The 12,603-nt window shown below is 41.5% G+C and carries 11 protein-coding genes; 3 read left to right on the forward strand and 8 right to left on the reverse strand.

The annotated features are described in order from the left end of the window. Positions 1 to 1,314 carry an alanine/glycine:cation symporter family protein gene (locus tag ACYQ0N_RS13035; protein WP_460162949.1) on the reverse strand — a complete coding sequence of 438 codons (1,314 nt, stop codon included), beginning with the start codon at positions 1,312 to 1,314 and terminating at the stop codon, positions 1 to 3. A gap of 77 nt (positions 1,315 to 1,391) precedes the next feature. Here ACYQ0N_RS13035 and ACYQ0N_RS13040 point away from each other — a divergent pair, with 77 nt between their 5' ends. From ACYQ0N_RS13040 to ACYQ0N_RS13050, 3 genes are read left to right on the forward strand one after another with little or no spacing between them, the layout of a single operon-like run. Then, positions 1,392 to 1,817: a PH domain-containing protein gene (locus tag ACYQ0N_RS13040; RefSeq protein WP_177531967.1), complete on the forward strand. Its 426-nt coding sequence runs from the start codon at positions 1,392 to 1,394 to the stop codon at positions 1,815 to 1,817. A 7-nt stretch (positions 1,818 to 1,824) separates the two neighbouring features. Next, entirely contained in the window at positions 1,825 to 3,288 is a 1,464-nt protein-coding gene (locus ACYQ0N_RS13045; protein ID WP_177531968.1) for a PH domain-containing protein, read from the forward strand. Between the two features lie 21 nt (positions 3,289 to 3,309). Next, the gene (locus ACYQ0N_RS13050; RefSeq protein WP_460162950.1) at positions 3,310 to 4,782 is read left to right on the forward strand and encodes a M20/M25/M40 family metallo-hydrolase; all 1,473 of its coding nucleotides are present in this window, start codon (positions 3,310 to 3,312) and stop codon (positions 4,780 to 4,782) included. A 186-nt stretch (positions 4,783 to 4,968) separates the two neighbouring features. Here ACYQ0N_RS13050 and ACYQ0N_RS13055 read toward each other — a convergent pair whose 3' ends face one another. The 7 genes from ACYQ0N_RS13055 to ribF form a co-directional block, all read right to left on the reverse strand. Continuing rightward, a complete protein-coding gene (locus tag ACYQ0N_RS13055; protein WP_177531970.1) occupies positions 4,969 to 5,250 on the reverse strand; it encodes a hypothetical protein in 282 nt (93 codons plus the stop codon). Positions 5,251 to 5,322: 72 nt separating this feature from the next. Next, the gene (locus ACYQ0N_RS13060) at positions 5,323 to 6,792 is read right to left on the reverse strand and encodes a DUF4340 domain-containing protein (protein WP_460162951.1); all 1,470 of its coding nucleotides are present in this window, start codon (positions 6,790 to 6,792) and stop codon (positions 5,323 to 5,325) included. After that, complete coding sequence (locus ACYQ0N_RS13065) at positions 6,789 to 8,402, reverse strand: DUF7088 domain-containing protein (RefSeq protein ID WP_460162952.1); 1,614 nt, start codon at positions 8,400 to 8,402, stop codon at positions 6,789 to 6,791. Before ACYQ0N_RS13065 ends, ACYQ0N_RS13060 begins: the two co-directional genes overlap by 4 nt. Before the next feature lie 15 nt (positions 8,403 to 8,417). Continuing rightward, positions 8,418 to 9,122: an ABC transporter permease subunit gene (locus tag ACYQ0N_RS13070; RefSeq protein ID WP_460162953.1), complete on the reverse strand. Its 705-nt coding sequence runs from the start codon at positions 9,120 to 9,122 to the stop codon at positions 8,418 to 8,420. Continuing rightward, complete coding sequence (locus ACYQ0N_RS13075; protein ID WP_177531974.1) at positions 9,122 to 10,129, reverse strand: ATP-binding cassette domain-containing protein; 1,008 nt, start codon at positions 10,127 to 10,129, stop codon at positions 9,122 to 9,124. The genes ACYQ0N_RS13070 and ACYQ0N_RS13075 overlap by 1 nt, the downstream gene beginning before the upstream one ends. A 77-nt stretch (positions 10,130 to 10,206) precedes the next feature. Next, positions 10,207 to 11,658, reverse strand: coding sequence for a glutamate--tRNA ligase (gene gltX, locus ACYQ0N_RS13080; protein WP_177531975.1), 1,452 nt, complete (start codon positions 11,656 to 11,658; stop codon positions 10,207 to 10,209). A 27-nt stretch (positions 11,659 to 11,685) separates the two neighbouring features. After that, positions 11,686 to 12,603 carry a riboflavin biosynthesis protein RibF gene (ribF, locus tag ACYQ0N_RS13085; RefSeq protein ID WP_460162954.1) on the reverse strand — a complete coding sequence of 306 codons (918 nt, stop codon included), beginning with the start codon at positions 12,601 to 12,603 and terminating at the stop codon, positions 11,686 to 11,688.

Consider the following 12,603-nt stretch of genomic DNA (forward strand, 5'->3'; position numbering starts at 1 on the left):
TTATACAGATTTTACTTCTTTTCTTAAAATAATCAGTCCGGTAAGATTGGGTATAGCCATAAGACCGTTGAAAATATCGGAAACCATCCAGACCGCCTCAAGCTTTGAAACCGCGCCCACTACTATAAACGCTGTAAATATAAATTTATAAAACGGAATTCCGGAATCTCCGAACAGATATGTAACAGCACATTCGCCGCAGTAAAACCAGCCTATAATTGTCGCAAAAGCAAACATTGCCACTGCCGCAGCAATAAAATACGGAGAAAGTCTTCCGATTCCGGCAATTCTGCCAAACGCCTCCGTAACAAGAAGAACCCCGTCCTTTCCGCTGTCCGCGGCGCCTGTTGTGAGAATAACAAGAGCCGTAACCGTGCAGCATACAATCGTATCCGCAAATACCTCGAAAACAGCCCACATTCCCTGCTGTCCCGGATTATTACAGTCCGCGGAGGAGTGAAGCACCGCTGAGCTTCCAAGTCCTGCCTCGTTTGAAAAAACGCCTCGTCTTAATCCGGCATTAACGCTTTTGCTTATAACTGCTCCGCTTATTCCTCCGCCTACCTCCCTAATACCGAAGGCTTCTTTGAAAATAAGCGAAAAAGCGCCCGGAACGTTTTCTATATTGCAGATTATAGCATATGCCGAAACAGCTATATAAACTATTGATAAAAAAGGAATGAGAGCCTGAGACGCCGAACCTATTCTTTTAATACCTCCTGAAATTATGATACCGGCAATAACCGCAGCGGCTATACCGGTAGCAAGCGGCGGTATTCCGAAGCAGCCGTCAAGAGCAGAGGAAATCGAATTTACCTGAGTCATATTTCCCATTCCCAAAGCGGCAAATGCACAGAACACCGCAAATAAACAGGCAAGCCGTTTGCTTCCTGCGCCGTTTTCAAGATAGGCCATAGGACCGCCGTACCATCTTCCGTGCTTTTTACGTCTGTAAACCGTTCCAAGATAGTTTTCTCCGTATACAAGAGCCATTCCGGCTATCGCGGATACCCACATCCAGAATATAGCTCCCGGACCGCCCAATGTTATCGCAGTTGCGACGCCGGCTATATTTCCCGTACCCATTGCCGCTGCAAGAGCCGCTGAAACCGCCTGAAATTGTGAAATACTGTCGCAGTCGCGGCTTTTTAACGCTGTTTTATCCTTAAAGAGCGAAAAAAACGTTTTTTTCATGATAAAGGGGAATTTTCTTATTTGAAAAAATTTAAGTCGCAAGGTATATATCAAACCTGTCCCCAGCAAAAGAATCAAAAGAGGCTTCCCCCACACCAGATCATTAATCAACGTCAGCATTATTTTCAATCCCTTCTTGAATTTAGCATTTATTTTATGCTATAATAAAGTTATATAGATTTATACAGGAGAGAAACATGAAAAAATATTATTCGGATAAAAATTGTCTTAATATTCTGCGTTTAGCAGTTATTATAATAACGTTTGCTCTTCTCTGCGTTTGCGCATATTTTCTTTCCTTTATTCCTAAACTTATGATTTTTCTTAATATAATATTCTTTGCAGCCGGATTTTTTATTACCGTTATCTATCTGCCGATATATTTCAGAAACCTTTGCTATTACGTTTCAGACGAAAAAATTATTAAGGTCAGCGGATTCTTTTTCATAAAAAAACAAATTATGAAGCTTGAAACAATTCAGTATACGACTTCGGTCGCAACTCCCTTCAACAGGCTTACAGGGCTTAATTTTGTCGTGCTTTATGCATTCGGCGGCATGATGACCATTATGTTTCTGAATAAACACGATTTTGAAGAGCTAAGCTTCAGATTCAGAAAGTGAGCGTAAAATGTATCACGAGCATCCTCTTAAAATACTGAAAAACGCTTCGAAAAATATCTGGCTTCTGATTTTCCCTCTTCTCAGGGGAATCAGAACAATTCACCTTGATTTTGACGTTTTTTATAGCTGGATAACCGGAGCGTGGTTCGATATACTTGTCATTGCCCTGATTATAGGCTTCGGATACTTCAGATGGATATTCACATGGTTCAGATTCGGTGAAAATGAGGTTTCTCTTATGACCGGAATATTTATAAAAAAAGAAACGTCTATTCCATACGAAAGCATTTCCGCAGTTACAGCGGAGCATTCGTTTTATCTTCGGCCGTTCAAGGCAGTGCGGGTAAGCGTAGATACCTGTGCCGGCGCGTTCAACGGCTCGGATATGTCGCTGCTTATGAGAAGAAAGGATCTGCGGCGGCTGCATCATAAAATCCCCAATCCTCATAATAAGGTAAAAAAAACCTTTGAGGTGCGTCCAAAATGGTTTACTATAGTTTTTTTCGCGTTTGTTTTCTCCAGCAGTATATCAGGGGTAATTTATATGTCCGCATTATTTTTTCAGTTCGGCAGAATCTCAAAGGATCTTCTGGAAAACGAATTAAAGAACGCCTTTAACCAGCTTACCAGCGAGGTTTCCTCAAAATTTGCCCTGAGTATTCCTCCCGCCGCTATAACGCTCGCCATTATTATAATAATTACATGGCTTTTTTCTTTTATTTCAAATATCCTTAGATATGCAGGATTTGTCATGAAAAAAAATAAGCGTTCGCTTGAAATAAAGATGGGAACCATTACAAGGCGCAGCTTTCATATTGTTTCTGATAAAATAAACTATATTGATATGCGCCAAAGCATGATCATGAAGATTTTCAGGAAAACATCGCTGAATATAAGCTGCTCCGGCTATGGAAATGAAAAAAACGAACTGCCGGTGCTGCTGCCGATTTTAAACAGAAAGCAGTCAAACAGAGCTTTAGATATTCTGGATTTCGGAAAAAGAATAGGTAAACGAACAATAGCTTCGCAAAGGGCGGCGGTAATAACATTCGCCGGCATACCCTTATCCTTATGTCTGGGTATACCGGTTGCCGCAAAAATACTCATTTACTATATCCCGTCCATTTATCAGTTTGTGCTTTTCTTTGCCATTATGGCGGAAATTCCTTCAATATGGATGCTGATTATAAAAATAGCCGCCCTGTTCTCAACAGGCGCCTCGATTGAAGATAATTTTATAAGCATAAGATATTCAAGATTCTTTGCTTTCCATACCGTTCTGGCCGATATGAACAAAATAGTTAAAATACAGATAATTCAGAATCCTATACAAAAGAAACTCGGCAGATGCCGTTTGGATTTCTATTTTAATTCGGAAACAGCTAAAAAAAACAAGCTTCATGGATTAAGCGTCAAGGACGCAGAAAAGCTGCTGAAAATCTTGAATATAGAAAACTGTCAGACTGTCTGATATGTAGAACGGAGATTTTATATGATATTTTTATTTGCTATAGCCGGATTGTTTGGTCTAATCGCCATACTTTTATTTATTGCGCTTATACGCACAGAAATAATAAAAAAAGAATGCGGCGCTGAAATTCCTTATAATATGGAAAAGGAAGGAATAAATCCCAGTCTCCATGCGGAACGCCTTTCAAAAATGATACAGGTCGCGTCTGTCAGCAGAAGAGGAAACGGGGACCTGACCAAAATCTATGAAATGCACAGAAGGCTTGAAGAGCTTTACCCTCTGATTCACAGCAGACTTGAGGTCAAGGATATAGACGGCGCTCTTTTGTACAAATGGAAGGGAAAGAACCGTCAAAAGGCTCCGGTGCTGCTAATGTCTCACCATGACGTGGTTGAAGCTGCCGGAGACTGGAAATATCCTCCGTTTTCCGGCGCCATAGCCGACGGAAAAATATGGGGCAGAGGCGCCGTAGATACAAAAGGCGCTTTATGCGCGATACTGGAAAGCGTAGAGTATCTGCTTTCAAAGGGTTTTATCCCTGAAAGGGATTTTTACATAGCCTCCTCATGCAATGAAGAAATAACCGGAGACGGAGCAGTAAAAACAGTTGAATATATGTATAACGCCGGAATACGCCCTGAGCTTGTGATGGACGAGGGCGGCTCTGTAATGGGAAACATGATGGGATCAGAAGCCGCCTGCGCTATGATAGGAGTTTTGGAAAAGGGACGGGCTAACGTAAAATTCATAGCTCATTCACACGGAGGACACGCCAGTATTCCTTTCAGACACAATCCATTCGCAAGATTAGCGAGACTTATTAACAAGGTCGAATCACGGCCGCCTTTCAAGGCAAGGTTAACAAAACCCGTCGTTGAAATGTATAAGGCAATGGCGCCGTATATGCCTTTTAAATACCGTTTTCTTTTAGGAAACGTTTGGCTGCTTAAACCGGTTATGTCGTTTTTCATGAAAAAAATGGGCGGACAGCCTGCAGCTCTCGTATCTACTACATGCGTGTTCACTATGGCGGAAGGGAGCCGCGGCGCAAACGTAATTCCGGAAACGGCGTCCGCAACTGCGAATATGAGATTTATGGTTCATGAGCCTCTTGAAGCCTCTCTTAAAAAAATGCTTAAGCTTGCCGATAAAAACGATATATGGATGGAAATGATTACCGGATATGATATTCCGCCTGCTGCCGATACAACATGTCCCGCCTATAAAAAGGTTGTCAGGCAGGTTGAAAACACCTTTGGCAGAATTCCCGTAATACCATATGTCATGCTTGCCGGAACAGACGCGCGACACTACACAAAAATATGCAACTGCGTTTTAAGGTTTGTTCCTTTGACTATGACCGACAGTCAAATGAAATCCGCACATGCGGTCAACGAAAACCTTAACGTTTCCTCACTGGCAAGGGCAGTGAACTTTTATGTTGATTTTATCCGCGGATATGACGATAAGCAAAGACTCGGCTGTATCGGCTAATACTCAAAATACCTGCGCTTTTTAAGCGCAGGTATTTTTTCATATATAAAAAGCTAAATCCTCTTGGCAATGTCGTCAAATCTTTATTTTTTCAAAAAAGGAAAAAGCTGCCGCCGTTTTAAAACGGCGGCAGCTTAAATTACGTCTTTTCAAGACTCTGCATAATATTCTAATATACTTTTATTTTCAGCTTTTGACAGTACGTTTAAGCCATGCGTTTGCAAGATCAAGCGCCTCGTAAAGACTTTCCTTTTCACTGCTTTTTGTAATAGCCTTATTAGGCGGCAGCGTTAAATCTGTTGACATCTGATAAACCTTTATCTTACTGGCAATCTCCAGATCCTTAACCTTTTTTTTCTGCAATATCTGCAGCATAACTACATAATCATCAGACATGTTGCCGTAGTAAATCACATTATCGTGTCTGACAAGAGGATATCCCTTGTAAGTAAAAAAACTGCTGCTCATATTTCTCCTCCTTATCTAATGTCGTGTAATTCTATTCTATCATACTTCGTCTGCATATGATGTCGGATAATGTCACCAGTTCATAACAAAATCTTCATCAGAGTCGAATTTTCCGAGATTTTCAATCAGCAGATCCACATAGGCCATTCTGCATTTAAAGCTCGGTACTCCGTTTACGCTTATCAGCGCTTTCTTGCCGTCAGATTTAAAAAATTCTATAGTCTGCTTGGTTTTCCCGTCCTGAGTTTCAAGATTTATTGTAACGACAGCATCTCCCTCAGGCTTTTCATCTATTACAAATTCCTCAGCCGAGGTTTTAAGTAAAAATGTATAAAAGCTTCTGAATCGCTCGCTGTCACACTTATCTCCGTTTTTAGTAACGGTATAATCGCTTTCGTCAGAGCCGCTTCCCTTGAAGCTGACAGTTTCTCCTCCGTTAATACTGATTTCAAGCTTTGAAATATCCCATACATAAGTACCGAAAATCATTTTAGACGTAATATCTCCGGGCTGAAGTTCCGCCCAGCAGAGGCTGTCTGAGGATACGGCGTAAATAACGTCGATTCCATCTATCATAACGAGATAATATTTTCCGTCCTCTGATTCAAGCTGATTTCCGATTTTTAAAGTATATGTTTCAGGCTCGTCAGTTTTCATTATTACCGTACAAAACGGTTCTTTCAGCCCCGCCGCGCTTATTTCCTCGTCTCCGGGATTAGCTGACACTGCCGACTGAGCAGTAAGACCGAATAATCCATGAGTGGCGTCCTGAGATTTCTCAACGTCAAGATATGCAAATATCGGCTCGGTCATATAGTGAGTAGCAAGCGTACCGCTCTTTTCGTCCTCGTTATCAGCCGATTCATCGTAATCGAGAACTATATCGTAATCGAGGTCAGTTCTTGAAATGCTTATCTCTTCCACATTCGGATAACTGTCCTCAGCGGGCTCTTCAAGCAGAGTTGTTGAAATAAAATATTCCGGATTGTTCTGAAATACGCTCAAGCTGCTTGTCGCGGCAAGATAAACGGCGCTTCCGCCCTTTTCCATAAGGTAGGTCTCCCCATCAACGGGAGATTCGTTTCCTACAAGCAGCGTCTTTTCTTCGGCAGAAGTTTTAACCGTCACTTCTGCCGCAGGATTATCCAAACCGTATTTTGAAATATCGGACGGATTATCCTCAGCCGTTGAATCTGAGCTAAGAGAAGTGCTGCTGTTTAATAATGTGCCTAATAAAGTGTCGTTGAGCGGAAGATTCTCAAAGCCTTCTATCGTTAACGTAATCGTTTCGTCTTCCGTCTGTCCGCCTGCCGGAACAGCCTTATATTCTCCTTCAGTATTTTTAACTGAAACAGACTGTATATCTTCCTTTTCAAATTCAAAAATAGGCGTCGAAACAGAAGCCGAATCTGATACAGACGAATCGCCTGACGATAATTTTTCTGAATCGTCATCGCCGGTGAGAACCAATACCGCATATCCTCCGCCTGCAACCGCAAGAGCCGCAGCACAGGCGATAAGCGTTTTTATGTTCTTTTTCATCGGTTTCTTCTCCTTATGAATACAACGATTCCCGCTGCCACAACTATGAGAGGAATTACGAATATCACTACTCTGCTGATCGCTTTAATCTGAGAAGACGTAATATCAATAGTCTGGACAGAAAGATCCTTTTCAGCTATAATGATTCCGTTTTCCTTGCCGCACATTTTATTAACTGAATTTATAATATATTCAGCATTGTTATAGCTGCTGGAATATAACAAAACCTGATCAAGTATCGTCGCGCTGCCGATAACCATTACGTTATTTACATGAGCTTTATTTTCGCTGTCCATATTAGTTTTTGTTGCAACAGCCATAACGTTCTGTTGGGATTTTTCAGCGCTGTCAGGATCAAACTCCGTAGTCTCCTCTGTTTCGGCTTCCGCAGCGTCTTCATTTTCAGAAGCATCCGCCTTTGCCTGCGCCTCTTCCGCAGTCTGCATTTCAAGCGGGTAAAGGAAAGCTGTGTCGGAGGTTGTCAGAAGAGCCGAGGTTGTTCTGTCAACATTCGCATCAAAAAGCAGGTTTACAGGTCGGGATAACGGAGCAATTATAGGCAGCTTTGTGTTAGACAAACCCTCGCTGTAGGTTTCGTCTCCTATTACCGCAATCGGCGCGCTTAGCTGTCCCTTCATAGTCGTAACATACTGACTTTTGTCATTGCTTGATTCATAAACTATGCTTCCGCCGATTTCAATTCCCCAAACCTCAAGAAAATCATCAATATTAGGAGTTGAATACTGTAGAACGTCCGCAATATAAATCAAATCTCTGTCAAGATCGCCTCCGTTATAAAGAAAATCGTCAAGCTTTGTTATGCAATCTTCAGTAAGATCGTTAATCGGCGCTGGAAGTACTGTTATATCATAATCCTCCGGAGAAAGTTCGTCAGACATTATATCTATTTCAGAAACCTCGTATCCGTTTTTATCCATCATTGAATAAAGCGCGGAAATTGAATAAGCGTTATCAGAGTGATAGATAGCCGAGCCGTTGTATTTGCTTATAAACGCTACCTTAATTGGATTGGCGTCCGTCACGCTCATAATTGCAGACGTCAGCTCCTGCTCGCCCTTATATCCGGTAATACTGCTGTTGCCGTAATAATCGGACTGAAAGGTAAACAGATCGTCTACGCTCATAACCTTAACTCTATCCCCGGACGCAACAACAATATCGCCTTCCTTTATTTCTCCATTATAGCTGCTTGAATATTTAGTCACAACATCAGGATTCGAAGCAATATCATAATAATCAAGTTTAATATGATCGGAATAATTCTTATATTTTTCTAAGGTTTCAAGAACCATTTTTGTATATGTACTTCCGGTTGTGAAATAGCTTTCATTTTTCATTACAGCTATTTCAACGTCTTTTTTTATGGATTTCACGTAATCTATAGAATCTTGAGAAACCTCAAAAAGCTGATTTTCAGTTAAATCAAGCTTTAAATTTTTACGGTCGGTCAAAATACCGACTATTAGGTTCACCACTATTACAACCGCAATGAAAACCAACGTTATAACCGTAGCCACAAATCCATATTTAAACTTTCTTTTATTAAAAGATCTTTTTTTCTTTTCGGGTTTAATCGCGTCATTTGACATTTGCATTTATCCTCCTTAGCTCCAGCGTCTTTTCTCAAAAATCCTGATAGTCAGGAAATTGAAAATAACAGCGGCGCTGATATAGAAAAGCACGCTTGAAAGATTGAAAATACCATAGGTAAACTCATTATATTTATTATAAAAGGATAATGAAGTAAATAAATTAGCGATAAAATCAATCTTAATAAACGAGGCAATAACGTCGAACATCTGCAGAACCATCAACAGAAGAAATCCTCCGACAGCCGCTACCACCTGATTTTCGGTAAGTGCGGAAACAAACATAGTTATAGCAATAAACGCGCCTCCCAGAAGAATGAGGGCAATATAATTTGCAAATAATATATTCCATGCTACGTCTCCGAAATAGCTTAATATAAGAGCATATATAAATATAATACTTACGCCCATTATGTAAACTAAAATAGTTGCAAAATACTTTCCGAGAACTATCCCTCCGAGACTTACCGGAGCAGTCAGTAACCCCTGTTCAGTTTTCTGTCTTTTTTCCTCGCTGAAGGACTTCATAGTAAGAACAGGTATAAGAAACACTATAATAGTGAAAAGTGTGGAAAACAATCCGGTCATATCTGTAGACGCTGAATAAAGCGTCGACGAATAAAAGAAAAATCCGGAAAAGGCATAAAATACTGCCAAAAATACATAAGCGATGCTTGATGTAAAAAATGAACCAAGCTCGCGCCTGAATATAGCGCCCATCAGTTATTACCTCCGCTTTCAGATTCATTTTCATAGGGCCTTGCTTCCTGAAGCTTTTTCAACTGATCCGGAACTCCTTCGCCCATTGTGATTTTAAGGAATATATCCTCGAGCGTCATTTCCGAGGAATTCATCATAAGAATGGGCCAGCCGTGCTTCTGAACCGTTTTATTTATCTCACGTCTAAGGTCGATTCCTTCCTCAGCCTCCAGCTCAAACTCAAATACGCCGGGCTCGCGTTCCATATCCGCCCTGACATATTTTATACCTTCGATTTTTCTAAGCTCGTATAGAATCTCATCCTTATTTCCTTCTATCCTCAATATGAGGCGGTGGTCAGTTGAAATCTTTTTTGAAAGATTTCCGGCTGTGTCGTCCGCTGCAATTTCTCCCTTATTTATTATAACCACTCTGTCGCAGACGGCTTGTATTTCAGACAGTATATGTGAAGAAAGTATAACTGTGTGATTTTTTCCAAGCTTCTTAATAAGAGTTCTGATCTCTACCATCTGCTTAGGATCAAGTCCCACAGTCGGCTCGTCCAGAATAAGCACAGGCGGATTTCCTATCAACGCCTGAGCAAGCCCCACACGCTGCTTATAGCCCTTAGAAAGATGCTTTATTATTCTTTCTTTAACGTCTGTAATTTTACACAGCTCGCATATATCTGTAAGATGCGATTTACGCGGAAGCTTGCATTTTTTAAGATCAAAAATAAAATTCAGATAGGACTTTACAGTCATATCAAGGTAAAGCGGCGGAAGCTCCGGAAGATATCCGATATTGGATTTAGCCTTTATCGGATCCTCAAGGATATCTACGCCGTTTATAAGCGCCGATCCGGAAGTGGATGAAATATATCCTGTAAGAATGTTCATTGTCGTGGATTTTCCGGCGCCGTTCGGTCCGAGAAATCCCAATATCTCACCGTCATTGGCAGTAAAGCTTATATTATCCACAGCCCTTTTATCACCGTAATTCTTAGTGAGATTTTTTACCTCTATCATACTTTAAGCGCTACCTCCTAACATAGCTTTTAAGCATTAACATTATATCTAATTAATGTGACAGTTCTATGAAAAAGCTATGAAAGCTTTTCTATTCCTCTGCGTATTCTGGCCAAAGCGTCCTCTTTCCCTAAAATATCGCATAACTCGACTCCGCCACCGGGAGTAAACTGCTTTCCGGACACCGCCGTTCTTACAGGCCAAAGCAGCCAGCCGTTTTTCACTTCAAGCTCTGCTATAAGTCCAAAAAGCGCTTTATGAATAGATTCCGTATTCCAGTCCTCCAGCTTTTCCAGAACCGGCAGAACCGCCTTTAAAGCTTTCAGGGAGGTTTCCTCATTGGTTTTCATTTTCTTGTGACAGTACATTGTTATATCATATTCCGGAAGCTTGTCAATAAAATCAACCATTTCAGGAACATCGTTAAATAATTCAGTTCTTGGCTGAAGCACCGAAGCAAGAAGGGGAAGGTCTATATCCTGTCTCTTTACGGTCTGACGGATATAAGGAGTAACATGCTCCAGAAATACCTCCGGCGTCATTCTTCTTATATGAGCGGCGTTGACAGCCTTAAGCTTTACAGGATCAAATATTGCCGGCGATTTTGAAATACCGCTTATGTCGAAGTTTTCTACAAGTTCCTCCAGACTGAAAATTTCTTCCTCTCCCTTTGGCGCCCAGCCTAAAAGGGCAATAAAATTAACAACGGCTTCCGGAAGATATCCCTTTGCCACAATATCCTCAAACGAAGCGTCTCCGTTTCTCTTTGAAAGCTTTGACGTCTGATCCTTCATAACCGGCGGACAGTGTATATACACCGGAACGTCCCAGCCGAAAGCCTTATAGAGAAGATTGTATTTCGGAGCGGAGGAGAGATATTCGTTTCCTCTTACAACATGAGTAATCCCCATTGTGTGATCATCAACGACATTTGCAAAATTATATGTCGGCATACCGTCAGTCTTAATAAGAATCTGATCATCGAGCGTAGAATTGTCCACCGTAATGTCTCCATATATTTCGTCATGAAACGTAGTTGTTCCTTCAAGCGGCATTTTCTGCCTAATAACGTAGGGTATACCCGCCGCGAGCTTTTCTTCGACTTCTTCCTTAGAAAGATTACGGCAGTGCCTGTCGTACATCGGAGGTATGTGAGAAGCCTCCTGGATTTTTCTCACCTCGTCAAGCCTGTCCTTATCGCAGAAGCAGTAATAAGCATTTCCGCTTTCAACAAGCTTTAAAGCGTAATCCTTGAACATTCCCATTCGTTCAGACTGCACATAGGGACCGTATTCGCCTCCTACATCCGGGCCCTCGTCCCATTTGAGTCCAGCTTTTCTGAGCGTATCGTATATTACGTCTACCGCGCCCTCGACGTATCTTTCCTGATCGGTATCCTCGATTCTTAAAATAAAGTCGCCGTCGTTTTTCTTAGCTATAAGATATGTGTAAAGAGCCGTTCTCAGATTGCCGATATGCATATATCCTGTAGGGCTCGGCGCAAATCTTGTTCTTACTCTTTGTGACATTTTAAATTCATTCCTTTCTTAAAGACTTTAGCGTATTGTATCCGTTTTTTCCTGTCGAATTAGGGCTATATCCTCATGAACCTGATTTTTAAGCTCCTCTATGGAACTGAATTTTTTTTCATCTCTTACAAATCGCAGGAAACGAACCTCTATTATTCTTCCGTAAAGATTTCCGCAATAATCAAGTATATGCGTTTCCGCCAAGGGATCCGTATTTTTTTCAATCGTAGGCTTAACTCCCACGTTGGTTATTGAATTGTAGGTTTTCCCGTCAATAAGCGTTAACGTATGGTAAACGCCATTTCTGGGCACAAGCTGTTTTTGACCGAAAATCTGATTTATCGTAGGAAAATCAAGCGTTCTGCCAAGCCTGGCGCCCTCTTTTACTTCCTCGCTTATAAAGTAAGCTTCTCCCAAAAGCTCTCCCGCCTCGGAAACCTCCCCGTTTTTCAGAAGCCTCCGTATAATTTCCGAGCTTACCTCGCGCCCGTTTTTCCTTTCCATGCCGCATACGCTCAACTCAAAGCCGAATCTTCTGCCAAAGCTCTCAAGCTCGCATACGCCGCAGGCGGCCCCTCTTCCGAAACGAAAGTTTTCACCGCATACGACCGCTTCCGCGTTCATTTTTCCGGCAAGTATTTTTTCAGCGAATTCTTCACCGCTCATCTCAAATACATCGCTTATATCAGGCGAATAAATGTATTCTGCTCCCAGTCTGCTAAGTATATCAATTTTCTGTCTGTTCCCGTAAATAAACTCATACGGTTTTCCGTGCTTATAGCTTATTCCGTCAGCCGGAAATGTAAAAACTGCCGGAATCAAGCCCTTTTTAGAATAATCTACGGCGGCTTTTATAATTTTTCTGTGGCCGCAGTGAACGCCGTCGAATATCCCAAGAGCAACGGCCGCCTTGCTTTTCATTGATCCGCCGGTTATATCAATCAT

This window comes from Ruminococcus sporogenes, from assembly GCF_054655175.1.

Coding starts and splice junctions, on each gene's coding strand:
- ACYQ0N_RS13035 (WP_460162949.1), bottom strand. CDS start 1,314: ATGCTGACGTTGATTAATGATCTGGTGTGGGGGAAGCCTCTTTTGATT.
- ACYQ0N_RS13040 (WP_177531967.1), top strand. CDS start 1,392: ATGAAAAAATATTATTCGGATAAAAATTGTCTTAATATTCTGCGTTTA.
- ACYQ0N_RS13045 (WP_177531968.1), top strand. CDS start 1,825: ATGTATCACGAGCATCCTCTTAAAATACTGAAAAACGCTTCGAAAAAT.
- ACYQ0N_RS13050 (WP_460162950.1), top strand. CDS start 3,310: ATGATATTTTTATTTGCTATAGCCGGATTGTTTGGTCTAATCGCCATA.
- ACYQ0N_RS13055 (WP_177531970.1), bottom strand. CDS start 5,250: ATGAGCAGCAGTTTTTTTACTTACAAGGGATATCCTCTTGTCAGACAC.
- ACYQ0N_RS13060 (WP_460162951.1), bottom strand. CDS start 6,792: ATGAAAAAGAACATAAAAACGCTTATCGCCTGTGCTGCGGCTCTTGCG.
- ACYQ0N_RS13065 (WP_460162952.1), bottom strand. CDS start 8,402: ATGTCAAATGACGCGATTAAACCCGAAAAGAAAAAAAGATCTTTTAAT.
- ACYQ0N_RS13070 (WP_460162953.1), bottom strand. CDS start 9,122: ATGGGCGCTATATTCAGGCGCGAGCTTGGTTCATTTTTTACATCAAGC.
- ACYQ0N_RS13075 (WP_177531974.1), bottom strand. CDS start 10,129: ATGATAGAGGTAAAAAATCTCACTAAGAATTACGGTGATAAAAGGGCT.
- gltX (WP_177531975.1), bottom strand. CDS start 11,658: ATGTCACAAAGAGTAAGAACAAGATTTGCGCCGAGCCCTACAGGATAT.
- ribF (WP_460162954.1), bottom strand. CDS start 12,603: ATGATTGATATAACCGGCGGATCAATGAAAAGCAAGGCGGCCGTTGCT.